At 33.7% G+C, this 24,022-nt stretch carries 26 protein-coding genes; 2 read left to right on the forward strand and 24 right to left on the reverse strand.

Annotation, left to right across the window (positions count from 1 at the left end; translation table 11 throughout):
* Positions 1 to 8: 8 nt before the first annotated feature.
* The 20 genes from KI230_RS10565 to fdaB form a co-directional block, all read right to left on the reverse strand.
* Entirely contained in the window at positions 9 to 548 is a 540-nt protein-coding gene (locus KI230_RS10565) for a F0F1 ATP synthase subunit delta (RefSeq protein ID WP_045177753.1), read from the reverse strand.
* Positions 548 to 1,069 carry a F0F1 ATP synthase subunit B gene (locus KI230_RS10570; RefSeq protein WP_000140679.1) on the reverse strand — a complete coding sequence of 174 codons (522 nt, stop codon included), beginning with the start codon at positions 1,067 to 1,069 and terminating at the stop codon, positions 548 to 550. The genes KI230_RS10565 and KI230_RS10570 overlap by 1 nt, the downstream gene beginning before the upstream one ends.
* Positions 1,070 to 1,266: 197 nt before the next feature.
* Positions 1,267 to 1,479, reverse strand: coding sequence for a F0F1 ATP synthase subunit C (gene atpE / locus KI230_RS10575; RefSeq protein ID WP_001048816.1), 213 nt, complete (start codon positions 1,477 to 1,479; stop codon positions 1,267 to 1,269).
* A 42-nt stretch (positions 1,480 to 1,521) separates the two neighbouring features.
* Entirely contained in the window at positions 1,522 to 2,250 is a 729-nt protein-coding gene (atpB, locus tag KI230_RS10580) for a F0F1 ATP synthase subunit A (RefSeq protein WP_000349655.1), read from the reverse strand.
* Between the two features lie 20 nt (positions 2,251 to 2,270).
* Positions 2,271 to 2,723, reverse strand: a complete 453-nt coding sequence (locus tag KI230_RS10585) for an ATP synthase subunit I (RefSeq protein ID WP_001801792.1) — start codon at positions 2,721 to 2,723, stop codon at positions 2,271 to 2,273.
* Between the two features lie 67 nt (positions 2,724 to 2,790).
* On the reverse strand, positions 2,791 to 3,918 hold the full coding sequence (wecB, locus tag KI230_RS10590) for a non-hydrolyzing UDP-N-acetylglucosamine 2-epimerase (RefSeq protein ID WP_000723418.1): 1,128 nt from the start codon (positions 3,916 to 3,918) through the stop codon (positions 2,791 to 2,793).
* Positions 3,919 to 3,941: 23 nt separating this feature from the next.
* Positions 3,942 to 4,571: a uracil phosphoribosyltransferase gene (gene upp, locus KI230_RS10595; protein WP_000048712.1), complete on the reverse strand. Its 630-nt coding sequence runs from the start codon at positions 4,569 to 4,571 to the stop codon at positions 3,942 to 3,944.
* Between the two features lie 27 nt (positions 4,572 to 4,598).
* Complete coding sequence (glyA, locus tag KI230_RS10600; RefSeq protein ID WP_000120494.1) at positions 4,599 to 5,837, reverse strand: serine hydroxymethyltransferase; 1,239 nt, start codon at positions 5,835 to 5,837, stop codon at positions 4,599 to 4,601.
* Between the two features lie 26 nt (positions 5,838 to 5,863).
* Positions 5,864 to 6,388, reverse strand: coding sequence for a TIGR01440 family protein (locus KI230_RS10605; protein WP_000654185.1), 525 nt, complete (start codon positions 6,386 to 6,388; stop codon positions 5,864 to 5,866).
* Positions 6,389 to 6,494: 106 nt separating this feature from the next.
* Positions 6,495 to 6,914 carry a low molecular weight protein arginine phosphatase gene (locus tag KI230_RS10610; protein WP_000697334.1) on the reverse strand — a complete coding sequence of 140 codons (420 nt, stop codon included), beginning with the start codon at positions 6,912 to 6,914 and terminating at the stop codon, positions 6,495 to 6,497.
* On the reverse strand, positions 6,911 to 7,957 hold the full coding sequence (locus KI230_RS10615; protein WP_000379892.1) for an L-threonylcarbamoyladenylate synthase: 1,047 nt from the start codon (positions 7,955 to 7,957) through the stop codon (positions 6,911 to 6,913). The genes KI230_RS10610 and KI230_RS10615 overlap by 4 nt, the downstream gene beginning before the upstream one ends.
* An 83-nt stretch (positions 7,958 to 8,040) precedes the next feature.
* Positions 8,041 to 8,877 (reverse strand): peptide chain release factor N(5)-glutamine methyltransferase, encoded by an 837-nt coding sequence (gene prmC, locus KI230_RS10620; RefSeq protein WP_000248735.1) that lies wholly within the window; start codon positions 8,875 to 8,877, stop codon positions 8,041 to 8,043.
* On the reverse strand, positions 8,864 to 9,940 hold the full coding sequence (gene prfA / locus KI230_RS10625; protein WP_000460242.1) for a peptide chain release factor 1: 1,077 nt from the start codon (positions 9,938 to 9,940) through the stop codon (positions 8,864 to 8,866). The genes prmC and prfA overlap by 14 nt, the downstream gene beginning before the upstream one ends.
* A complete protein-coding gene (locus tag KI230_RS10630) occupies positions 9,941 to 10,540 on the reverse strand; it encodes a thymidine kinase (RefSeq protein ID WP_000273356.1) in 600 nt (199 codons plus the stop codon). It abuts the gene before it with no gap.
* 346 nt (positions 10,541 to 10,886) lie between these two features.
* Positions 10,887 to 11,141, reverse strand: a complete 255-nt coding sequence (locus KI230_RS10635) for a type B 50S ribosomal protein L31 (RefSeq protein ID WP_000808968.1) — start codon at positions 11,139 to 11,141, stop codon at positions 10,887 to 10,889.
* Between the two features lie 117 nt (positions 11,142 to 11,258).
* Positions 11,259 to 12,575, reverse strand: coding sequence for a transcription termination factor Rho (gene rho / locus KI230_RS10640; RefSeq protein WP_001115101.1), 1,317 nt, complete (start codon positions 12,573 to 12,575; stop codon positions 11,259 to 11,261).
* 246 nt (positions 12,576 to 12,821) lie between these two features.
* On the reverse strand, positions 12,822 to 14,249 hold the full coding sequence (locus tag KI230_RS10645; RefSeq protein WP_001206093.1) for an aldehyde dehydrogenase family protein: 1,428 nt from the start codon (positions 14,247 to 14,249) through the stop codon (positions 12,822 to 12,824).
* A 237-nt stretch (positions 14,250 to 14,486) separates the two neighbouring features.
* A complete protein-coding gene (locus KI230_RS10650; RefSeq protein WP_000451438.1) occupies positions 14,487 to 14,822 on the reverse strand; it encodes a winged helix-turn-helix transcriptional regulator in 336 nt (111 codons plus the stop codon).
* Between the two features lie 88 nt (positions 14,823 to 14,910).
* Positions 14,911 to 16,170, reverse strand: a complete 1,260-nt coding sequence (murA, locus tag KI230_RS10655) for a UDP-N-acetylglucosamine 1-carboxyvinyltransferase (RefSeq protein ID WP_000046602.1) — start codon at positions 16,168 to 16,170, stop codon at positions 14,911 to 14,913.
* Between the two features lie 465 nt (positions 16,171 to 16,635).
* Positions 16,636 to 17,496: a class IIb fructose-bisphosphate aldolase FdaB gene (gene fdaB, locus KI230_RS10660; RefSeq protein WP_001131841.1), complete on the reverse strand. Its 861-nt coding sequence runs from the start codon at positions 17,494 to 17,496 to the stop codon at positions 16,636 to 16,638.
* Between the two features lie 217 nt (positions 17,497 to 17,713).
* Here fdaB and KI230_RS10665 point away from each other — a divergent pair, with 217 nt between their 5' ends.
* Positions 17,714 to 18,235: a DUF2529 domain-containing protein gene (locus KI230_RS10665; protein ID WP_000036005.1), complete on the forward strand. Its 522-nt coding sequence runs from the start codon at positions 17,714 to 17,716 to the stop codon at positions 18,233 to 18,235.
* A 108-nt stretch (positions 18,236 to 18,343) separates the two neighbouring features.
* Here KI230_RS10665 and pyrG read toward each other — a convergent pair whose 3' ends face one another.
* The 3 genes from pyrG to KI230_RS10680 all read right to left on the reverse strand — a co-directional run bounded on the left by pyrG (position 18,344) and on the right by KI230_RS10680 (position 21,792).
* A complete protein-coding gene (pyrG, locus tag KI230_RS10670; protein ID WP_000159960.1) occupies positions 18,344 to 19,954 on the reverse strand; it encodes a CTP synthase in 1,611 nt (536 codons plus the stop codon).
* Between the two features lie 335 nt (positions 19,955 to 20,289).
* On the reverse strand, positions 20,290 to 20,820 hold the full coding sequence (gene rpoE, locus KI230_RS10675; protein WP_000701483.1) for a DNA-directed RNA polymerase subunit delta: 531 nt from the start codon (positions 20,818 to 20,820) through the stop codon (positions 20,290 to 20,292).
* A 111-nt stretch (positions 20,821 to 20,931) separates the two neighbouring features.
* On the reverse strand, positions 20,932 to 21,792 hold the full coding sequence (locus tag KI230_RS10680; RefSeq protein ID WP_001040736.1) for a GNAT family N-acetyltransferase: 861 nt from the start codon (positions 21,790 to 21,792) through the stop codon (positions 20,932 to 20,934).
* A gap of 423 nt (positions 21,793 to 22,215) precedes the next feature.
* On the opposite strand from KI230_RS10680, the gene coaW reads away from it, so the two are divergent.
* Positions 22,216 to 23,019, forward strand: a complete 804-nt coding sequence (gene coaW, locus KI230_RS10685) for a type II pantothenate kinase (protein ID WP_000862728.1) — start codon at positions 22,216 to 22,218, stop codon at positions 23,017 to 23,019.
* A 129-nt stretch (positions 23,020 to 23,148) separates the two neighbouring features.
* Here coaW and KI230_RS10690 read toward each other — a convergent pair whose 3' ends face one another.
* A complete protein-coding gene (locus KI230_RS10690; RefSeq protein ID WP_000120549.1) occupies positions 23,149 to 23,820 on the reverse strand; it encodes a DUF2750 domain-containing protein in 672 nt (223 codons plus the stop codon).
* Positions 23,821 to 24,022 lie beyond the last annotated feature (202 nt).

The raw sequence follows: 24,022 nt of genomic DNA on the forward strand, positions 1-24,022 counted from the left end.
CTTTATAATTAATTAACTCTTCTAAATTTTCTTTGTAATTGGACAAGATCATTTCTAACACTACCATCTAATACAGTTGTGCCGACTTTAACTCTAAATCCACCAATTAAATCTGGATTAATTTTTGTATCTACAATAACTTTAGATAACTTCGTTTGTTGAGTTACTAGTTTGACAATCTTATCTAACTCTTCTTGACTCAATTCATATGTTGACTCAATTGTTGCAAAATCTTGATTGTAGTGTCCGTTATATAAGCTTTGGAACGCCTTGAATACGTCAGCTATTAATGAGATATGTCTATTATCTGCTAACACGTACATCATATTTTTAATGTATGGATTAATGTCAGTAAATACACTATTAATCAACTCACGACGTTGTTCTGCTGTTTGAGTTGGATTACTGTCAACCATTTTCAATTGCTCAATTTTATCTTTTACTGCTTCATTTATAACTGTTAATTCTTCATTAATAGTCTCTAAATTATTTGTATCTAATGACACGTCAAATAATGCTTTAGCATACTTGTTAGCTACTTTTACCATTATTTATCGCCTGCCTCTTTTAGATACTTGTCAACCAATGCTTTTTGGTCTTGTTCAGAAATTTCTTTTCTAAGAACTTTAGAAGCAATTAACACTGATAGTTCAGATACTTGATTATTAATATCTGCAATGGCACGTTCTTTTTGGCTATTGATTTCACTTTGTGCTGTTTCAATCATACCGTTTGCACGTACGTTTGCTTCATGAATAATTTGTTCTTGCTGTTGACGTGCTTGAACCTTAGCATCTTCTAAAATCTTTTGAACTTCTTCTTGTGTTTCTTTAAGTTTTTGTTTATTTTCTTCTTCAAGTTTCTGTGCATTTAACTTAGCTTGTTCTGCGTCATCGATATCTCTGTTAATATCTCTTTCACGTTTATCCATTACATCTTTCAATGGACCCCATGCGAACTTTTTAAGTAACGCAAGTAACACGATGAAAGTTAGGACCTGTACAATCACAGTACCCCACTCAACGCCTCCAGCTGCACCAAGAACGAATAAGTTAGCTGTTTCAGTCACGGGTTCATGACACTCCTTTCATTAAAATAATCGCTAGTGTTATATAGAAAAAAACGACGAGGTTAGGACCTACTGAATTTATGCGATAGGCATGGTGCATTCATATCTCAACTATTTAATAAAGTTCAAAGATATTACTATATATGCATCATGAATTATGTCCTATGCGCTTTGTCCCGACCTCTTTTATCTGTTAATTATCCAGCAAATGTCATGAATGCAATTACTACACCGATGATAGGTAATGCCTCAACTAAACCTACACCAATGAACATGATACCCATTAATTGACCACGTGCTTCTGGTTGACGTGCTACACCTTCAACTGTTCTTGAAACGATTAAACCGTTACCGATACCTGCTCCTAATGCTGATAAACCAATTGCGATTGCTGCTGCGATTAAATTCATAATTTAATTTCCTCCTGTGATTGTATATAATTATTGAAATTTTTAGTGTTCATCTGCCACTTTATGTGACATATAAACCATCGAAAGCATAATAAAGATATATGCTTGGATTGTTCCTACAAATATTGAAAATGCTTGCCAAACAATTAATCCTGGGATACTAATAATCCAACCCCATGCTGGTTCGTTAAAGAATAAGCCAGCAAGTAATGTTAATAGTATCTCACCTGCAAATATGTTACCGTACAAACGCAGACCAAGCGTTAATGTTGAAGTGAACTCTTCGAAAACATTAATAATTGCCAATGGCCAAAACGGCTGTACATAACCTTTAAGATATTGTTTCGTACCACGCATTTTAATTCCATAAAAGTGAGTTAACAGTATTATCGTTGTAGACAACGTTAAAGTCACTGTTGCATCAGCTGTTGGTGATTTCCACCACAATGTGTGATCTTTCGTTACTATAGAAAACGGAAGACCTAACATATTAGCTATAAAAATGTACAGAATCAGCGTTACTGCTAAGAAGTGGAATTGACCACCTTTTTTCCAAGCCATGTTACCTTCAATGATTCCCCTCACGAAATCAAAAATCCATTCAACGAAATTTTGTTTGCCAGTTGGTCTTTTTTTCAAATTACGCGTACAAATGATAGCAAGTAGAAAAACAAGAAACGCCGTAACAAGTATCATCAATATACTTGATAAATTGAAAACGATATCAAAACCGAATAAATTCCAACTCACGAGCGGGGATTTGTGATCCATAATCTCACCTCTTTCTTAATTTATTTGCTCACCTTTAGTAAAGGACGTATGATAACTACAACATATGAAATCATTAAACCAATAATTATACCGATGATACTTACATGCGCTTTATTAAGGTACCAAATCATACAGGCAATAATTGCAACTAAGTATCGCCACATATTTCCAGTTGAAATATGCATAGTGTCTGGTCTTTTAGCTTTAGCTAAATAGCATTCAAAAATACATGTGTTGATTGCAGAACCAGTAACACCAATGATTAATCCTAAGATAAATGCATGGTGTGTATAAAGGTATAATCCTCCCAATATTATTATTAGATAAAAATAATATTGAATGAACTGTTTAAAAATGTTGTAGAAACGACTCATTTTATATGCCTCCGTGTGACTGATATCAATCATGAAAACCGTTCCACTCATACAAACTAAATGATAATATAGGCGATTTGTGGTGTCAATTCTATTCAAATTGTTGTAAAAAAATAAGCATAGTTAGACACAATTTAGACACAATTGGACAAAAAGTCTATTTTCCTCAGAAATCGCTTGGTTTTTCAGTGATTAAATTCAAATAATACTTAATATGATTAACTATTCTTTCTGAAGCAAATCCATCACCGTAAGGATTAGATGCTTCAGACATTTGATGATATAATCTCTCATCATCGATTAATTCTTTTGCAGCTTGATACACATTTTGCTTATTTGTTCCAATGACTTTTAATGTGCCAGCTTCAACACCTTCAGGACGTTCTGTAACGCTTCGCAAAACTAAAACTGGCTTATTAAATGATGGCGCTTCTTCCTGAATTCCACCTGAATCTGTCAAAATAAAATAAGATTTTTTAGCAAAATTATGGAAATCTACTACGTCCAAAGGTTCAATCAATTCAATTCTGTCATGACTACCTAAAATCTTTTGAGCCACCTCTCGAACTTTCGGGTTTTTATGCATTGGATATACTAGTGCTAAATCAGTATACTCATCTATTAAGCGTCTAACCGCTTTAAATATATTTTCCATGGGTTTCCCGATATTTTCTCGTCGGTGTGCTGTCATAAGAATGAATTTTTTGTCATGGTATTTATCCATGATGTTAGATTTATAATTGTCATCAACTGTATATTTCATAGCATCAATCGCTGTATTACCAGTGACAACAACACTTTCTGAATATTTCCCTTCACTTAACAAATGCGATGCAGCATTTTTAGTAGGTGCAAAATGTAAGTCAGCTAATACACCAACTAATTGTCTATTCACCTCTTCCGGAAAAGGTGAATATTTATCATAACTTCTAAGCCCTGCTTCAACGTGTCCAATCGGCACTTGGTTATAAAATGCCGCTAAACCACCTGCAAATGTCGTCATCGTATCACCATGTACAAGTACCATGTCTGGTTTTTCTAATTGAATCACTTGCTCTAATTGAGTGATTGATTTAGAAGTTATCTCAGAAAGTGTCTGTCCTGATTTCATAATATTCAAATCGTATTTTGGTTTGATTTCAAAGGTACTTAATACTGAATCAAGCATTTCTCTATGCTGTGCTGTAACAACAACAATTGGCTCGAGCATTTTTTCTTGTTCCAAAGCTTTAACTAAAGGAGCCATCTTTATGGCTTCGGGTCTTGTTCCAAATATGGTCATAATCTTTTTCATCAAACTACTTATCTCCGATTCTTCTATTTAGTACCAAACAATCTATCTCCAGCGTCGCCTAACCCTGGTGTGATATATGCTTTATCATTTAGCTTTTCATCAAGTGCAGCAATATAAATATCTACATCCGGATGTGCTTCATGCATCTTTTCTACGCCTTCTGGTGCTGCAATTAAACACATGAAGCGAATATTTTTAGCGCCACGTTTCTTCAATGAAGTAATAGCTTCAATTGCTGATGCGCCTGTTGCTAACATAGGATCAACAACAATGATTTGTCTTTCAGTAATATCTTGAGGTAACTTAGCAAAATACTCTACAGCCTTTAATGTTTCGGGATCTCGATATAAACCGATATGTCCAACTCTGGCTGCAGGTACTAAACTTAAAATACCATCAGTCATACCTAAACCAGCTCTTAAAATTGGAACGATAGCTAATTTTTTACCAGCTAATCGTTTAGCCGTCATTTTAGTTACAGGCGTTTCAATATCAACATCCTGAAGCTCTAAGTCTCTAGTTACTTCATATGCCATCAACATACCAACTTCGTCTACAAGTTCTCTAAATTCTTTAGTACCTGTATTTACATCTCTAATATAGCTTAGTTTGTGTTGAATTAATGGATGATCGAAAACGTGTACTTTACTCATAAAAATTACTCCTATCTTTGTGTATGTTTATTGATATAGAGGATATTCAGCTGTTAATTTCGCAACGCGTTCTTTAGCTTGTTGTAATTTTTCTTCATCTTTACTATTTTTCAATGCTAAACTGATGATTTTTGCAACTTCCTCAAAAGCTTTTTCATCAAATCCACGCGTTGTTGCAGCAGGTGTACCTAAACGTATACCACTCGTTACAAAAGGTTTTTCTTGATCGAACGGAATGGTATTTTTGTTACATGTGATACCAACTGAATCTAAAGTCTCTTCAGCTTCTTTACCAGTAAGTCCTATAGACCCTTTTACATCAACAGCTACTAAGTGATTATCTGTACCGCCAGAAACAATTCTAAATCCTTCATTAATTAATGCTTCTGCAAGAACTTTTGCGTTTTTAACCACTTGTTGTTGATACGTTTTGAAATTATTTTCTAACGCTTCTCCAAAAGCAACTGCTTTTGCTGCAATAACATGCTCAAGAGGTCCACCTTGAATACCAGGGAAAATTGTTTTATCTATGTCTTTTTTATATTCTTCCTTACATAAAATCATACCACCACGTGGTCCGCGTAATGTTTTGTGTGTTGTAGTTGTTACAAAATCAGCATATTCTACTGGATTTGGATGTAAACCTGCCGCTACTAATCCTGCAATATGTGCCATGTCTACCATTAACTTAGCGTTTACTTCATCTGCGATTTCTTTAAACTTTTTGAAGTCAATTGTTCTTGAATATGCTGATGCTCCTGCCACAATAAGCTTAGGCTTATGCTCTAACGCTAATTTACGAACTTCATCATAATTGATTCGTTCTGTGTCTTTATCTACTCCATATTCAACGAAATTGTAGAATTTACCACTAAAATTAACAGGCGCTCCATGTGTCAAGTGACCACCATGACTCAAATTCATACCTAAAACTGTGTCGCCCATTTCTAATGCAACTAAGTAAACAGCCATGTTCGCTTGTGAACCTGAATGTGGTTGAACATTGACATGTTCAGCTCCAAACAATGCTTTAGCACGATCAATTGCGATGCTTTCAGTAACATCTACAAACTCACAGCCACCATAATATCGGCGTCCTGGATAGCCTTCAGCATACTTATTAGTCAACACTGAACCTTGTGCTTCCATAACCGCTTCCGATACAAAATTTTCCGATGCGATTAACTCTATGTTGCTATTTTGTCTCTGAAATTCTCTCTCGATTGCTTCTGCGATAACTTTATCTTGCTTGGTGATATAAGACATAAAATCTCCCCTTCTTTCAAAAAAACTTATTGGTATTTAGCACGTTCGCCACCAATCTTTTTCGGCCTAGATGTGGCAATAGTTACAATTGCCTGTCCTACTTGCTTTACTGAAGTCCTTACAGGTACACATACATGTTTAATATGCATGCCTATTAACGTTTGACCAATATCAATTCCACAAGGAACAGTAATATGTTCGACCACGATCGGATCCTTCATATGCTGAAAAGCGTATGTTGCCAAACTCCCTCCAGCATGGACATCTGGAACGACGGAAACTTCTTCCATTGTTAATGGATTATACTGAGATTTTTCTATTGTTATCGCTCTGTTGATATGTTCACATCCTTGAAAAGCAAAAGTAACGCCTGTCTCTTTACTCACAACATCTAATGCATTAAAAATAGTTTCTGCAACTTCCATCGAACCGACAGTCCCTATTTTTTCGCCAATGACTTCCGATGTTGAACATCCAATTAAACATATATCTCCTTTATTAAAAAAGGACATATCTTTTAATTCGTCTAATAACATTGTCAAATCTTTCATAAAAGCCCACCCTTCCTAAAAATAAAAAAGGAATATAGCAAAGTGCTACACTCCTCTATTATAACTTATTTAACTGTTAACATATACTAATTATACAGAATTCCTACTAGCAAATAATATCTTTTAATTTTAAAATTAAACTTACAAGTTCTTCATAGGTATGTACATACATTTCTTTTGTTCCACCGTATGGATCTATAACTTCTCCTGCTTCTTTTACATATTCATGCAATGTGAAAACATGATTTTGCAAACCAAAGTGTGCCTCTATTAATTCTTTGTGCGAATACGACATCGTCAAAATAATATCTGCTTTCAAATCTGCTTCAGTAAATTGTTGCGATAAGGTCGTTTCAGCTAAATGATGTTCTTCAACTAAGTCTTCAACATAATTCGAAACACCTTGATTGTTCACAGCGAATATACCTCTTGATTCAAATTGATGATTTGGCATAACCTCTTTTGCAATACTTTCCGCTAATGGGCTACGACATGTGTTACCTGTACAAACGAATAAAATCTTCATAGTTCACATCCTTTAATAATGTGATTACCTGCAGCTTTTAACATGCGATTCATAATTGCTTCTGTATTATCATTCAGCTCAAAGCCGTATATATACGCCGCTGAAATATTTTCATTTTCATCAAGTGAATGTAACACATCATAAAGATTATGACTTGCTTGTTTAACATCATTGTCATCCTGACATAATTGAATGAATTGCGCTTCACTTGGTATAAACGCCACCTTATTACTCGGCACAATAAAAGCTATAGAAGACCAATCTTTACCGTCATTTCCAATTTTGCTCTCAATATCTGTAATAATTGTAAGTGGTGTATTGGGTGAGTAATGCTTATACTTCATACCTGGTGCAATTGGCTGTTCAGTATCATTATAATCAGCATGGGCGATACTATTCGGAAGTATTTCTGTAATCATTGCTGCTGTTATAGAACCAGGTCTTGCAATTTTATAAGGAAAAGATGTGCAATCTAAAACCGTACTTTCTAATCCTTCTTCACTTTGTTCAGCTTGAACAATACCATCGATACGGCCATTCAAATCTTGATATACATGATTGAAAGTTGTTGGTGAAGGTCTACCACTTAAATTAGCACTTGGAGCAGCTAGAGGTTCATTTATGATTTGTAATAATTGTCTACCTACAGAATGGCTTGGCATTCTAACAGCAACTGATGATAAACCTCCAGAAACTTTTCGACATAGATAGCCTGGCTTTAACGGCAATATAAACGAAATAGGGCCCGGCCAGAATGCCTGCATTAACTTTTCTACGCGTGGATCCAAAGTATATGTAAAATCTTTTAATTGACCTTTACTGTGTATATGAACAATAAGCGGATTGTCAGATGGACGGCCTTTAGCTTCATATATTTTAGCTACAGCTTCTTCATCTGTCGCATTTGCTGCAAGTCCATAAACTGTTTCAGTTGGTAAACCTATTAAACCACCGTTTAAAACAATGTCTTTTATTTCATTAATTTTAGGATATTGCTGTAAATCTTCATTATATTCTCTAACATCCCAAATTTTAGTATCCAACTTAATCACGCCTTTCTTATTTATCATAATATAAAGCAAAAAGCTATGCACTTAACTAATCATAGCAAAGGCATAACTTCTAATTACCATTTAAATGAGACGATTCGATCGTGGCCATTTATATCTTTAATAATGTCGATTTTTTTGTCAGGAAATTTATTTAAAATTATTGATTTAAGTGCCTCACCTTGATTGTAACCAATTTCAAAAACAACTGGGCTGCCTTTTTCCATAACGTGAGGTAAATCTTCAATGATTGATTCATAAATAGCATATCCATGGTTATCTGCAAACAATGCCTGATGTGGTTCGAATCTCGTAACCGTTGGAGACATCGTAACCATATCTTTTTCATCTATATATGGTGGATTAGATATCAAGCCGTTCAACTTGATACCTTCATTAATTAAGGGCTTTAATGCATCCCCTGTTAAAAATTGTATTTGTGATTGATGCTTCTCAGCATTATTACGAGCCATATTCATTGCTTCAAGTGAAATATCAGTAGCAATAACATTTAAATCCGGCTTTTCACATTTCAAAGTAATTGCAAGTACACCACTACCCGTTCCGATATCTACGATTGTTGCATCATCTTCTAACTGTTGTAAGAAATGCAACATTACTTCTTCAGTTTCAGGTCTTGGTATCAAACAATTTGAGTTTACATCAAACGTTCTACCATAAAATGAGGCAAAGCCAACTATATACTGTATAGGCTCTCCTAATAACATACGTTGTAATGCTAAGTCGAACTTCATAATCATCGCTTTCGGCATATCATCATGCATGTGGACTACAAAGTCCGTACGCGTCCATTGAAATACATCTAACATTAACCATTCAGCTCGTGTTTGTTCAAACCCTTTTTGTTGTGTTAAATGAATTGCTTCATCTAACTTTTCTTTATAATTCACCATTATTAAGTTCTTTCAATTTATCTGTCTGCTCTGATAAAGTCAGTGCATCTATAATTTCTTCTAAATGGCCTTCCATAATTTGCCCTAATTTTTGAAGCGTTAGACCTATACGATGGTCTGTTACACGGCTTTGTGGATAATTATAAGTTCGAATACGTTCTGAACGATCACCAGTACCGACTGCTGATTTACGTTGTGACGCATACTTTTGTTGTTCTTCTTGAACTTTCATATCGTATAAACGTGCTTTTAACACTTTCATTGCTTTTTCACGGTTTTGAATTTGAGACTTCTCAGAAGATGTTGCAATGACACCAGTTGGTAAATGGGTAATACGTACTGCAGAGTCAGTTGTGTTTACGTGCTGACCACCTGCACCACTTGAACGATACGTGTCGATTTTTAAATCTTCATTTCTAATTTCAATTTCTACATCTTCAACTTCTGGTAAAACTGCCACTGTAGCTGTTGAAGTATGAATACGTCCACCTGATTCTGTTTCAGGCACACGTTGAACGCGGTGCGCACCATTTTCAAATTTCAATTTACTATACGCGCCATTACCAGAAACTGAGAAACTAATTTCTTTGTAACCACCATGGTCACTTTCAGACGCTTCTACTATTTCAGTTTTGAATCCTTGTGATTCAGCATACTTTGAATACATACGCATTAAATCACCAGCAAAAATCGCAGCCTCATCACCACCTGCTGCTGCTCTTATTTCTACAATAACGTCTTTGTCATCATTAGGATCTTTAGGAATCAATAATATTTTAAGCTCTTCTTCAAGATTTGGAAGTTCAGCTTTAATACCATTACTCTCCTCTTTTAACATTTCTACTTCTTCTTTATCATCAGTCTCACTTAACATTTCTTCAATATCAGCTAATTCTTCTTTTTTAGCTTTATAGTTACGATAAACATCTACAGTTTTTTGTAAATCAGCTTGCTCTTTAGAATATTTACGTAATTTATCTGAATCATTTACAACATCTGGGTCACTTAACAGTTCATTTAACTGTTCGTATCTTTCTTCTACAATATCTAATTGATCAAACACTTATAATTCCTCCTTATTATTATCACTAGGTGCTACGATATGGTGCGCGCGACAACGTGGCTCATAACTTTCATTGGCACCTACTAAGATAATCGGATCATCGATTTTAGCTGGTTTACCATTTATTAATCGTTGCGTTCTACTAGATGAAGAACCACAAACAGCACAAACTGCTTGAAGTTTCGTTACTTGTTCACTGACAGCCATCAATTTAGGCATTGGTTCGAACGGTTCGCCCCTAAAATCCATATCTAATCCAGCAACAATAACACGGTGTCCATCTGCTGATAGTTTTTCTACTATACTTACAATTTCATCGTCAAAAAATTGCACTTCGTCTATTCCTATAACATCAACATTAGTTAAGTCGTGCGTCATAATTTCACTTGCTTTAGAAATATTAATCGCTTCAATGGCATTACCATTATGAGAGACCACTTTTTCTTTATGATATCGATCATCAATCGCCGGTTTAAATACAACGACTTTTTGTTTAGCGTATATACCCCTTCTTAGACGTCTTATTAGTTCTTCGGATTTACCGCTAAACATACTACCTGTAATACATTCTATCCAACCGGAATGGTAAGTTTCATACATTGAGAGTTCCACCTTTTTCAAAACATAATCGCTTTATTATATCATATTTCAAATATTCATAAATGTCTTTTTCATAATTATATCGATATTGTACATGAACAATTATTTTATAAATTTGTCTTGCATATTTATATACAGCTATTCTAATTTGTTGCTTCTTATTCGTGCGGTGTTTCTACTCAATACAAACTTTAATAAAGGGGGAAATTTATCATTATGTATTAACAACATGGTATTGAGTCACTTCTTTGAACACAGTCGTAAGTATATACCCTTACTACGCTTATAAATAAAAAAGCTGTCTACAATTCCATTATAGGATGCAGACAGCTTAACGATTACTATATTAGTTGTTTGATTTAAGACCAAACTTTTTGTTGAAACGTTCCACACGTCCATCCGCAGCAGCGAATTTTTGACGTCCAGTGTAGAATGGATGTGAATCAGATGAAATATCTAAACGAATAACTGGGTATTCTTTTCCATCTTCCCACTCCATCATTTCTGAAGATGTTTTTGTAGAACCGCTTAAGAATTTGAAGTTTGTAGTAGTATCTAAAAAGATTACTTGGTGATACTCAGGATGAATTCCTTGTTTCATTATTTTCAGCTCCTTTGCCCTGAACCATCTGGAACAGAGTTATTTGTGAGTTTTTACCCAATACTGTGTAATTATAAAGGTAATTAATTCAAAACGCAAGCCCCTATATAATGTTTATTAAATTATAGGTCGACCCGTTTTAGTACTTTCTTCTGCAGACTTTTGTAGCTGCTTGAAGAAATCTTCATTATTCTTAGACCTTTTAAGTTTGCGAATAAATCTTTCAGTAAAGTCAGTTGAGTCAGTGAATAGATTTCTTAATTGCCATAATGTGTCTAATTCAGATTTACTTATCAACAATTCTTCTTTACGCGTTGAACTTCTGCCAATATCAATTGCAGGGAAGATACGACGTTCAGACAATTTACGATCTAAATGTAACTCCATGTTACCTGTTCCTTTAAATTCTTCGTAAATCATATCGTCCATACGTGAACCCGTATCAACTAATGCAGTTGCAAGTATTGTTAAACTTCCACCCGCTTCAATATTTCTCGCTGCACCGAAGAATGCTTTTGGTTTGTGTAAAGATGCAGGATCTAAACCACCTGATAATGTACGACCACTTGGTGGAATAACTAAGTTATAAGCGCGTGCTAATCTCGTTATAGAATCCATTAAAATAATGACATCTTCCCCAATTTCTACTAAACGCTTTGCACGTTCAAGTAATAATTCAGCTACTTTAACATGGTGTTCTGGTGGTTCGTCAAACGTTGAATGAACGACTTCAGCAGCTTCTACTGAGCGTTCTAAATCTGTTACCTCTTCAGGACGCTCGCCAACTAACAAAATAAATAGCTTTGCATCTGGTTTGTTCGTACTGATTGCATTCGCTATTTCTTTTAATAACGATGTTTTACCTGCTTTAGGTGGCGCCACTATTAAACCACGTTGACCTAAACCAATCGGTGTTACTAAATCCATGATGCGCGTTGAATAATTTTGTGTTTCTGTCTCTAATTTAATACGCTCATCTGGATAAAGTGGTGTCAAAGCTTGGAAATGCGGACGTTTCTTCACTTCTTCTGCGTTATGGTCATTGACAAAGTCAACTTGTAATAAGCCATAATATTTTTCGTTATCTTTAGGTTTTCTAACTTTCCCAGTTACTTTATCCCCACGTTTAATTTCAAAACGACGAATTTGGCTAGCAGATATATAAATATCTTTTTCCCCTTTAGAATAGTTCACTGTTCTTAAAAAACCATAACCATCTGGTTGAATATCATCTAAGATACCTTCCATATAATAGTTACCATCTTTTTCCATTTGTGCTTCCATAATAGCTAGAACAAGTTCTTTTTTATTTAATTTACTATAGTTCGTCAACTTAAGAGTTTTAGCTTTTTGAGTGAGTTCCTTGGTAGTATAGTTCTTGTACAATTCGTGGAATGATTCATACTGAGGAGATGTACGTTCTCTTTCAGGCATATAGTTTACACCCATTTCATTATTTTTTAGTTAGTAAGTAATAGATAGGCATGACAATGCATAAATAACTGTGCTAGCACAATCCCATTATGCTAATCCCCAACCTTTTAAATACATGAATAACTATAGCAAATTTTTATTTTAATTACAAAATCTATTTATAAAAATTGCAAAATTAAAACAGTACACAAAACTTAATTAGTCATGTGCACTGTTTTATTGCGATTTTTAATTCAAAAATCAAATTTATTTAAAATATCCAGCTATAGATTTCACTTCTAAGAACTCTTCAATACCATAATCGCCCCATTCACGACCTAAACCAGATTGTTTATAGCCACCAAATGGTAAATCTGGCTTTCTACCTGCTTCGTTTATTTCTACTGTACCTGCTTCAATAGAACGAGCTACTTTATGCAATGTTTCTTTGTCCTTACCAATAACATATCCTGCCAAACCATATTTTGTATCATTTGCAATTTGAATCGCTTCATCTAAATCGTTATAAGTGATAACTGACATTACTGGCCCAAAAATTTCTTCTTGTGCTATCGTCATTTGATTATCTACATTAATAAAAATTGTCGGACGTGCAAAGTATCCTTTTTCAAGTCCTTCTGGTTTACCAGGACCACCATAAAATAATTCAGCACCTTCTTCAATACCTTTATTAATATAATTTTGTACTTGATCAAATTGTTTTTTACTAATGATAGGGCCTACTTGTGTACCATCTTCTCTTGGATTACCGACACGCACTTGGCTAAATTGTTCTTTTAATTCAGCTAAGAATGCATCTTTAATTTTGTTAGGCACTAAAACACGTGTACCAGCTGTACATACTTGACCAGTATTATTAACAACTTTGCCTGTTGTTGCTTTAGCCGCTTCTTTAATATCTACGTCATCTAGGACGATGTATGGTGATTTGCCACCAAGCTCTAATGATACCTTTTTAAAATCTTTAGCAGCTTTTTCCATAATTTTAGAACCAGTAGGGCCTGATCCTGTAAATGACATCATGCGTACTTTAGGATGCTCAGATAAAGGATTCCCAACGCCAGCACCATCACCATTAACAAGGTTAAATACACCTTTAGGAACACCGACTTTATCAAAAATCTCAGCTAAAATAACAGCTGCAAATGGTGTTTCTTCAGATGGTTTAAGTACAACTGGACTACCAGCCGCAAATGCTGCTGCTAATTTTAATGATGTTTGGTTTGTAGGGAAGTTCCACGGTGTAATTAATCCAGATACACCGATTGCTTCTTTAACAACTAAATCATCTCCGCGGCGTTCTTCAAATTCGTAGTTATCTAATGCGTCTCTCGCTGCAACAAAATGGTTTAGTCCCATTTGATAATGGACACGCTCAGATAATGATAAAGGAGCACCTAATTCATCCGTAATAGCTTGTACAATATCGTCTTTTCTGTTTTCATATTCTTTTACAATTTTATCTAATAACGCTTGTCTTTCTTTCACAGATGTATGACGGAACTCTAAATAAACATCGTCTGCCGCCTCGACGGCTTTATCAACATCAGCTTTATTACCTTTAGCAACTTTCCCGATTACTTCTTCGGTTGCTGGATTTATAACTTCTATCGTTTCATTACTATTACTTTCTACCCATTCGCCATTAATGTATTGCTTTGTGTAGTCTCTCATTATTCTTTCACTCCTCAAGAATGATTTATATATTATTTATCCGTAATGCATACGATATAAACATTACATTCCATTATGATACGCTCCCTTTTAATATGTTCAAAATAAAATGCTTTAAAATTTTGCTGCATCTATTTTTTTATATTTTTAAATAAAAATAACCATTCCCACATCATCGCAAATAATGCGAAGACTTAGAAATAGTTATAATCAATGCTATGTTTAAAGGTCATGTAATTATTTAGCAGTACGTTGATCTGTTAAATCGACATATGATTGCGCCCATGCTTCAATTGGATGTAAAGCCTCTGCTAACGCTTTACCTTTTTCAGTTAGCACATAAATAATTTGTACTGGACTCGTAGAAATGATTTGCTTCTCAACTAACTCCCATTGTGCAAGCTCTGACAACTTAAGACTTAAAGCACGTGGTGTTATTGTTTTCAAATCTCTTTTCATATCGGAAAAGTGTGCTGAACAGTCATTACATCTTGAGAGATAATTAATGATTAATCCATTCCAACTTCTACCAAGTATTTTAAAAGTTTCTTCGAGATACGGACATACTTCCATCATCTTCACCTCTCATCAATAAATTTAGAATGTAAACGAACACCCTTTTTTAATCAGTATAATTATTATACCACAAAACAAGATAAATCTATACAGTTTCCGTCCAAATATCTGCACCTAAAGCTTTTAAGTGTTCTACAATATCTGTATAACCTCTATAAATATGTTTTACATTGTAAATTGTAGTTACACCCTCAGCAATTAAACCAGCAATAATTAAACAAGCTCCTGCTCTTAAATCGCTAGCATAAACTTCAGCACCATGTAATGTTGATGGTTTTATCGTTGCTGTGCCTTCGTCAACTTCAATATTTGCACCCATGCGCTTTAATTCTTCAACATGTTTAAAACGCTCTGGATAAATCGTATCAGTTACAAATGAAGGACCATTTGCCATAAATAATAATGGTGTAATAGGCTGTTGCAAATCAGTAGCAAAACCTGGATATACTAGTGTTTTAATATCAACAAATTGATATGGTGCATTATTATTGATGCGAATTCTTTCGTCTCTTACATCGACATTCACACCTAATTCACTAAATTTAGCAGTTAATGTTTCTACATGTTTCGGAACAATATTATTTAATATAACATTTTCTCCACATGCTGCAGCGATACACATATATGTGCCTGCTTCAATTCTATCAGGTATAACTTGATACTCAGAACCATGTAATTCTTTGACGCCATTGATTTTAATTGTTGATGTACCCGCTCCCTTAATATTAGCTCCCATACTTGTTAAGAAGTTAGCAACATCAACTACTTCCGGTTCTTTAGCAGCATTTTCAATTACAGTTTGTCCTGTTGCATAAACTGCAGCTAGCATAATGTTAATTGTTGCACCTACGCTAACCATATCTAGAAAAATATGCGCACCTTTTAACTCTTTAGCTTCAATTTTCATTGATGTCGTACTTGATTCATCAATTTCAGCACCTAAAGCTTTAAATCCTTTAATATGTTGATCAATTGGACGTGGCCCAAGTGGACATCCTCCCGGTAAACCAATCACACATTTTTTAAATCTACCTAACATGGCACCCATCATATAGTATGAAGCACGTAATGATTCAACTTTATTATTTGGTAATGCAGCATTTTGTATTTCAGTTGTATCAACTTCTAATTCCGTACCATTTAGTGATGCCTTAATATTTAAATCTTCTAATAAACTCACTAAAGTTTTAACATCAGAGATTTGCGGTAACCCTTCTAATTTCACATGTCCTTGAGCTAATAATGTTGCAGGAATGATAGCTACAGCACTGTTTTTCGCGCCACTGATATTAACTTCCCCATTTAGTGTGCGTCCACCTCTTATTTTTATTACCTCTTGAGCCATATCATTTATCTCCTTTGTCCATTACTTTTTAATTTTTTGCATTATTAGCATTATAAATTAATTTTACTTTATTTGTAAAATAGTTTATTTTAATCGTTAAAATCTTGTCTTTCTATTTTCGATTGATTAATAACAAATCATTCACCTTTACTAATATATGCTGTTCTTCCCCACTTGACCATGGTCTAAAGTCTGATTATTCAACTAAATATTGACGTTGTTTTGATAATTATTTAGTTTTAATTCTACGATTTGTACGTAAACTTTTTTCATAAATTGCTCATTTTCCTTATAATTATATCACAATCAATTTTGGTATATTTTACCATTTTTACGCTTTCATTTTAAAATCAAACTGTTTTATTTATTACTTATACGACATAAAAAAGAAGCAAACACCATTTTGTCTGCTTCTTTTAAAATTAATATCCCTACGTTATTAATAACTTAAAAACTAAATATTAATTATTTAGCGCGGTTTGAAGTACCGAACTCTTTAATTTTACCTTTAACTGTTTCTTTGATAGCTTCACGTGCAGGTCCTAAGTATTTACGAGGATCGTAAACTTCTTTGTCGTTATTTAAAACGTCACGAACTGCTTTTGCTGAAGCGATTTGGTTTTCAGTGTTTACGTTAATTTTAGCTGTACCAAATGGAATTGCTTTTTGGATATCTTTAGTCGGGATACCAGTACCACCGTGTAATACTAATGGTAAACCTGTAGATAAACCGATTTCTTCCATTTCTTTAAATCCTAATTTTGGTTCACCTTTGTATGGACCATGAACTGAACCTAATGCTGGCGCTAATGCATCAATACCAGTTTTTTCAACTAGTTCTTGACATTCTTTAGGATCAGCATAAATGATGCCGTCTGCTACAACATCATCTTCTTGTCCACCAACAGTACCTAATTCAGCTTCTACAGAAACACCTTTTTCATGAGCGTATTCAACAACTTTTTTAGTTGTTGCTACGTTTTCTTCGAATGGGCTGTGTGAAGCATCGATCATTACTGATGTGAAACCAGCATCGATAGCTTCTTTACATTTTTCAAAGCTTGAACCATGGTCTAAATGGATTGCTACAGGAATAGTGATGTTTAAGTCATGCATTAACCCTTCAACCATTTTAACAATTGTGTAGAAACCGCTCATGTAACGAGCAGCACCTTCAGAAACACCTAAAATTACAGGTGCATTTTCTTCTTGTGACGCTTCTAAAATTGCTTGAGTGAATTCTAGGTTATTAATATTGTATTGACCTACCGCATAACCATTTTCTTTTGCATCAATTAACATTTCTTTCATTGAAACTAAAGGCATGAAAGTTCCTCCTTGAGTGCTTACGCACGTATTTTTCAAAGTAATTATATCAAAAAAATAGCGTCAATGCATTGAAATACTGCAGATTAAATGTGTATTTTTTGAAAAATGCGATAGTTATACTAAATGCAAACGTATACATTTTTATACAATTTAAGCCGTTGCATAATATGTAGTCATTAATTACAATATTTTATAAGTAGATTGGAGGATAAAGATGTCAAAAATCTTAAACACACAACTAATAGGTATCTTTAATAGGCTAGAAAAACAATCTTTAGAAATTCAAATGGCCGCCCAATGTTTAATTCAAGCAATTGGTGGCGAAGGTTATGTTTATGTAAAAGGTTATGATGATTTACAGTTTTTCGAAAGTTTCATTCTACATAGTGATGAGCGTTTAAAATCTAGCCGAAAACTTGACGCTATTAAAGACTTTAAAGAAATTGACTCAACTGATCGTGTATTATTATTCGCACCATTTTATAATGATCAAGTTGCATTAGATATTCAAAAACTTATCGACTTAGATATCGATGTGGTCTTAATAAGCAACAAACCTAAAACAGATGATTTCCCTGATCATCTCGTACATTTTATCGATTTATCTACACCAAGACCTATAGTCTACACTGAAGATTACGATAAGATTGTCCAACCACATGCGATGGCATTGAATTATGTATACTATGACATTTATACACAAATGATTGAAATGACAAGAGACTTAGAATTATAAAAGTCACTATTGTTATTTCATACCTTGTCACTAACATAATATTAAAATTATACGAAAAACCGGTACTTTCAATGTTTAACAATGAAAGTACCGGTTTTATTAGCAAATTTATTTATTTTGTTGATATTTTAATGAAGCTTCAATAAATGATTTAAAAATCGGGTGCGGACGATTTGGTCTAGATAAGAATTCTGGGTGGAATTGACAAGCAATAAAGAAATCATTTGTCGGAATCTCTACCATTTCTACTAAACGTCCATCTGGACTTGTACCAGAAATCACCATACCATTTGCTTCTAATTGTTCTCTATAGTCATTATTAAATTCATAACGATGACGATGTCTTTCTTCAATTTCCGCTTTACCATAAACATCTTGTGCCAATGTGCCTTCTTTAATTGAACATGGATATAAGCCTAAGCGTAATGTACCACCTAAATCTTCGATATCTTTTTGTTCTGGTAATAAATCTATAATTGGGTATGGTGTTGCAGGGTCTAATTCAGCTGAATGTGCGCCTTCAAGGCCTAATACGTTTCTTGAAAATTCAACTGTTGCAAGTTGCATTCCTAAACAAATACCAAAGAATGGTACATTGTTTTCTCTAGCATACTTAATTGCACTAATTTTACCTTCACTTGCACGGAAACCAAATCCACCTGGTACTAAAATACCGTCGACATCTGCAAGGTATTCGGCTGCATTTTCATCTGTTACTTCACTTGAATCAATCCATCTAATGTCAATATCTTTGGCAAAAGGATATCCAGCATGTTTCAATGATTCAACAACTGATAAATATGCATCTTGTAAGCTAACATATTTACCTACTAAACCAATTGTAATTTTACCATCTAAATTATTAACGATATCTAACAACTGTTTCCATTCATCAAGCTGTGTTTCATATTTCGCGTTTAATTGTAAACGTTTAATAACGATATCATCCATATTTTGTTGGCTTAATTGTAATGGAATTTCGTATAAAGAGTCTGCATCACGACATTCAATAACACTTTCTTTATTAATGTCACAGAATAATGCAATTTTATCTTTTAAATCTTGTGTCATTTCATATTCAGTTCTTACAACGATTAAGTCTGGTTGAATACCTAAGCCTCGTAATTCTTTAACACTATGTTGTGTTGGCTTCGTTTTCATTTCTCCAGCAGCTTTAATATAAGGCAGTAATGTACAGTGAACATACATAACATTTTCTCTACCTAAATCGCTACGAATTTGACGAATCGCTTCAATAAACGGTAATGACTCAATATCACCTGTTGTACCGCCAATTTCAGTGATAACAACGTCTGCATTCGTACTTTCCCCTGCAAGTAATAAACGTTCTTTAATTTCATTTGTAATATGCGGAATAACTTGAACTGTTCCGCCTAAGTAATCACCACGACGTTCTTTTTTCAATACGTGTGAATACACTTTACCGGCTGTCACATTTGAAAACTTGTTTAAATTAATATCAATAAATCTTTCGTAATGTCCTAAGTCTAGGTCAGTTTCTGCACCATCATCCGTTACGAATACTTCACCATGTTGATAAGGACTCATTGTACCTGGGTCAACATTTAAGTATGGATCGAATTTTTGAATTGTTACATTTAGACCTCTATCTTTTAATAATCTACCTAGAGAAGATGCTGTAATACCCTTCCCTAATGATGAAACTACGCCACCTGTTACAAAAATAAATTTTGTCATGTCTTGACCTCCTAATTATTAAAGGGAATGCTTCCTCATCAATTGTAAAAATTACGTAAAACATAACATTAAAGCAAGCTCATTCAAGTTGTTTATTTGTCGAATTCGACAAAATTAAATTCTGTTTACTTACCGTTTCCATACTGCTATGTCACTATGTATATCATTTACAACTTTGATTTTTGCGTTATCATTTCTTGATTTACTCAATTAAATAAAAAAACGCTCCCTCTCACAAATTCTGTAAGGGGAGCGTATAAATTTTATACACGTGTCCTATTTAAAGGAGCCCGAATAAAATTTTATCATCTTTCAACTAAAAGTCAAACAAAAAATTAATCGTTGAAGTCTTCTTCGTCTTCAAACACTTCTTCGTCTTCGTCTAGTTCATCTTCATCTTCTTCAATGACTATATCCGAATGATTGATTTCTTCTTCAACCTGCTCATCTTCTGGATCATTTAGTTCTTCTTGATCATCTGTTTGAGCTGGAATATCATCGTCGTCATCCATTTCATCTTCGCCCAATAATTTTAAGTTTTGATCTTCTTCATCATCTGCATCCAGAATATCGAATTTTTGAATAGTTGGTGCGATTTTCTCTTCAATATCATCTACCGAATACCAATCACGTAATCCCCATAAATTTTCTCCAACATTTAAAAAACGACCATCTGTGTTTAAATCCGTGTAAAATTGTACAACACGATTTTCAATTTCTTCGTACTCATAATCACCTAACGCTCTAAATTCATCGATGATATCATATAAGTTCATTGTTTCGCCTTTATCATTCAATAATGTATAAGCCATATCAATAAATGATTTTTCATCAACCATTTGTTTTGTATAATCTTGAATTTTCATTGCCCAATACTTCCTTTCGAAGGATATAATCTAAATTTATACGTCTGAATTCATTTATATATAGTAACAAAACTAAATTATAAATGACAATATCATATTTCGCAATCACTGTTAGTAATTTAAATATTTTTCAAAAACGACATAATCATCAGTTTGTTCGATTTCAACGAAATTACTATTTAGACATAATGGTTTAAAATCATTATTCTCTCCAAACAGAATCATCGTAATCACATTAAGGTTGTCATAGTTTTTTCTTAAGTAAGTTGGCAATTGTCGCAGCGCACTTGAACCAATACCATTAAAGCGATATGATTTATCCACTTCAATAGCAGCAATGTTCATGCGTTCACCAATCTGCTCCAATGCGATAAAGCCAACCTTTTGGCCATCAATCATTAAATTAATGATATGTACATTGGTCACTTCTGAACGACTTTCTTCTTCAAGCTTTAATGACGAAACATGTTTTGAATCTAAGTCCAAGTAATATAGTCGTTCTTTGCCAATTGGTCCTTCTTCTTTAGTAGCTGTATGCATGAATCCAGCACGTTCGTATAGGTTCCAAGCATTGTCATTTTCCGCATCTACTACTAGATATAGATGATTAAAATCAGGAAATACACCTTGAACATATTGCGGCAATGACATCATTATTTTCGTGCCATATCCAAAACCTTGATATTTTTCATTAATCGATAATGAACGAATATAAACGACATTTTCAGGTGTATCATAACCTTCATGCTGATAGTAACGATGTAATACAAAAAAGCCCACCACTTCATTTTTATCGTTTATTGCTACGTTAGCAATCCTATCAGCATCATTAATTGCATCATCAATAACTTCTTTAGGTAAAGATGAATATATTTGTTGTCTTTCATTCAAGTCAAAATCATTAATTGCTGAACGATATTGTTCATCAAATGCTTTTAAAGTGATACCTTCAAAACAAAGTTCTTTAGCCATATATTTAACCCCTATCTTTTTATATATGAAGCATGAATCCCCATATTATTTTACCTATTATTTCACTACGATACCATTATTTGCTCTAAGTTAAATAAATTACTTATTTATATTTTTTAAATTTCAAAATTAATGTACTATTCCTCATTACTTATCATTTTAATCAGAGAGTTACAAATACACTGCGTACGAACTACTTTTAATATTGCGTCACTAACTAACAATCCTATACAACTTCAAAATTCCTAGAAAATAATATATATAACTTAACGTCCACGTTTGTAAAACATTAATTGCGATACGCTTACAATGTTGAAATGCAATGGCATCAAATTTGTTAATAATTACTATTATTACTTGTTTTTTAGTCATTTTACTATACTATTATTTAAGGATAGACATTAATAATGAGGTGGGAATCTTATGAAAGTTGGCATTGACGCTGGCGGTACACTAATTAAAATCGTTCAAGAGCAAGATAACCAACGTACTTTTAAAACTGAATTAACTAAAAATATTGATCAAGTTGTGGAATGGTTAAACCAACAGCAAATTGAAAAATTATGCTTAACTGGAGGTAATGCAGGTGTCATTGCTGAAAACATCAACATTCCTGCACAAATTTTTGTAGAGTTTGATGCTGCATCTCAAGGACTAGGTATTTTGTTAAAAGAGCAAGGCCATGACTTAGCAGATTATATTTTTGCAAATGTTGGTACCGGTACGTCACTACATTATTTCGACGGCCAATCACAACGTCGTGTAGGCGGTATCGGTACAGGTGGAGGCATGATTCAAGGACTCGGTTATTTACTAAGTCAAATCACTGATTATAAACAGTTAACTGACATGGCACAACACGGTGATCGTAACACTATCGATTTAAAGGTTAGACATATTTATAAAGATACCGAACCACCCATTCCCGGTGATTTAACAGCAGCTAATTTTGGTCATGTACTACATCATTTAGATGCTGATTTTACACCTAGCAATAAATTAGCAGCCGTTATTGGTGTCGTTGGCGAAGTTGTTACGACAATGGCCATTACTGTTGCACGTGAATTTAAAACTGAAAATATCGTTTATATCGGTTCTTCATTTCATAATAACGCTTTATTACGCAAAGTTGTGGAAGATTATACTGTGTTACGCGGTTGCAAACCGTACTATGTTGAAAACGGCGCATTTTCAGGTGCTATTGGTGCATTATATTTAGGTAAATAGAAAAAGACCATTTATATGCGCGTTGTTTTAAATAAACGCTATATAAATGGCCTTTTATTTTATGGTCTAAGTGTTTTGAATACGTATTGTTCCATTTATTATCACTTAATTAATTACAACTCAATTCAATTAAAATGTAAGTTCATTAGACAATTTTTGCGCTGAAACAATTGTACCAACCACGCCAGTTTTTAAATCTATCGCAACGGCTTTATGATCATCTCTAAGTTCATCTAGCCATTCTCCGAAAACAGAACCTTCAATCGTAATTAAATCACACTCTTCAAAATCTTCATCTCGAACTTTTAACGCTCTGTTTTTAATACTCCATACAGGCATAATATGCGGCTTTTTTTCGTCGCTATCATTTTCACTAATGAGAATAAACTGCTTACTACCTTTTTTAGTTAAGCCGTATACTTCATCATATTTCGCTACATCTTGGACAAATTCTTTGATTCTAATTTTATCTAATTCCGTCATCACTTCTTGTGTAACAGCTACAACGTTTAGTAGATGCCCTTCTTCTTCCATTGTTTGATTCATAATAATATGGTCTTGTTCATCAAACAATTCATCTAATTCATAAGTAGCAAAACGATCAACGTCCATTTTTACAACTTTATCAAATGGAATATCACGACTTGTTAAAAATGATACGGCCACACTTTCTTCTGTCCAAACGCCTACATACGCTTCACTTTTATAATTTAGGCGTACTAGTTTTTTATTTTTAGAGGCGAAATAAATACATTCATTTATTAATATATCTCTAAAGAATGGATATGCTTTATAAGACATGCTTGACCCTCACTTTTTAAAATATGTCATACATAAAATAGTAAATGACTCCAACAAGTTAGTCAATTAGACATATTATGAATTCAATTTAATGTCATGTTTTTCATTTTAAAAATTCAATAGCATTAAATTTTACGTATACACAAATTCGGTCTATAACACGAAACATATTTAGTTACTAAAAATTTCAAAACGATAACCT

The organism is Staphylococcus sp. MZ3 (genome assembly GCF_018622755.1).
GTDB lineage: Bacteria > Bacillota > Bacilli > Staphylococcales > Staphylococcaceae > Staphylococcus > Staphylococcus aureus.

Coding starts and splice junctions, on each gene's coding strand:
- upp (WP_000048712.1), bottom strand. CDS start 4,571: ATGAGTAAAGTACACGTTTTCGATCATCCATTAATTCAACACAAACTA.
- KI230_RS10605 (WP_000654185.1), bottom strand. CDS start 6,388: ATGAAAGATTTGACAATGTTATTAGACGAATTAAAAGATATGTCCTTT.
- wecB (WP_000723418.1), bottom strand. CDS start 3,918: ATGAAAAAGATTATGACCATATTTGGAACAAGACCCGAAGCCATAAAG.
- coaW (WP_000862728.1), top strand. CDS start 22,216: ATGAAAGTTGGCATTGACGCTGGCGGTACACTAATTAAAATCGTTCAA.
- rho (WP_001115101.1), bottom strand. CDS start 12,575: ATGCCTGAAAGAGAACGTACATCTCCTCAGTATGAATCATTCCACGAA.
- KI230_RS10665 (WP_000036005.1), top strand. CDS start 17,714: ATGTCAAAAATCTTAAACACACAACTAATAGGTATCTTTAATAGGCTA.
- atpE (WP_001048816.1), bottom strand. CDS start 1,479: ATGAATTTAATCGCAGCAGCAATCGCAATTGGTTTATCAGCATTAGGA.
- KI230_RS10645 (WP_001206093.1), bottom strand. CDS start 14,249: ATGAGAGACTACACAAAGCAATACATTAATGGCGAATGGGTAGAAAGT.
- fdaB (WP_001131841.1), bottom strand. CDS start 17,496: ATGCCTTTAGTTTCAATGAAAGAAATGTTAATTGATGCAAAAGAAAAT.
- KI230_RS10565 (WP_045177753.1), bottom strand. CDS start 548: ATGGTAAAAGTAGCTAACAAGTATGCTAAAGCATTATTTGACGTGTCA.
- rpoE (WP_000701483.1), bottom strand. CDS start 20,820: ATGAAAATTCAAGATTATACAAAACAAATGGTTGATGAAAAATCATTT.
- pyrG (WP_000159960.1), bottom strand. CDS start 19,954: ATGACAAAATTTATTTTTGTAACAGGTGGCGTAGTTTCATCATTAGGG.
- KI230_RS10650 (WP_000451438.1), bottom strand. CDS start 14,822: ATGGAAGTATGTCCGTATCTCGAAGAAACTTTTAAAATACTTGGTAGA.
- KI230_RS10680 (WP_001040736.1), bottom strand. CDS start 21,792: ATGGCTAAAGAACTTTGTTTTGAAGGTATCACTTTAAAAGCATTTGAT.
- glyA (WP_000120494.1), bottom strand. CDS start 5,837: ATGTCTTATATCACCAAGCAAGATAAAGTTATCGCAGAAGCAATCGAG.
- KI230_RS10690 (WP_000120549.1), bottom strand. CDS start 23,820: ATGTCTTATAAAGCATATCCATTCTTTAGAGATATATTAATAAATGAA.
- KI230_RS10630 (WP_000273356.1), bottom strand. CDS start 10,540: ATGTATGAAACTTACCATTCCGGTTGGATAGAATGTATTACAGGTAGT.
- KI230_RS10635 (WP_000808968.1), bottom strand. CDS start 11,141: ATGAAACAAGGAATTCATCCTGAGTATCACCAAGTAATCTTTTTAGAT.
- murA (WP_000046602.1), bottom strand. CDS start 16,170: ATGGCTCAAGAGGTAATAAAAATAAGAGGTGGACGCACACTAAATGGG.
- prmC (WP_000248735.1), bottom strand. CDS start 8,877: ATGGTGAATTATAAAGAAAAGTTAGATGAAGCAATTCATTTAACACAA.
- atpB (WP_000349655.1), bottom strand. CDS start 2,250: ATGGATCACAAATCCCCGCTCGTGAGTTGGAATTTATTCGGTTTTGAT.
- KI230_RS10610 (WP_000697334.1), bottom strand. CDS start 6,914: ATGAAGATTTTATTCGTTTGTACAGGTAACACATGTCGTAGCCCATTA.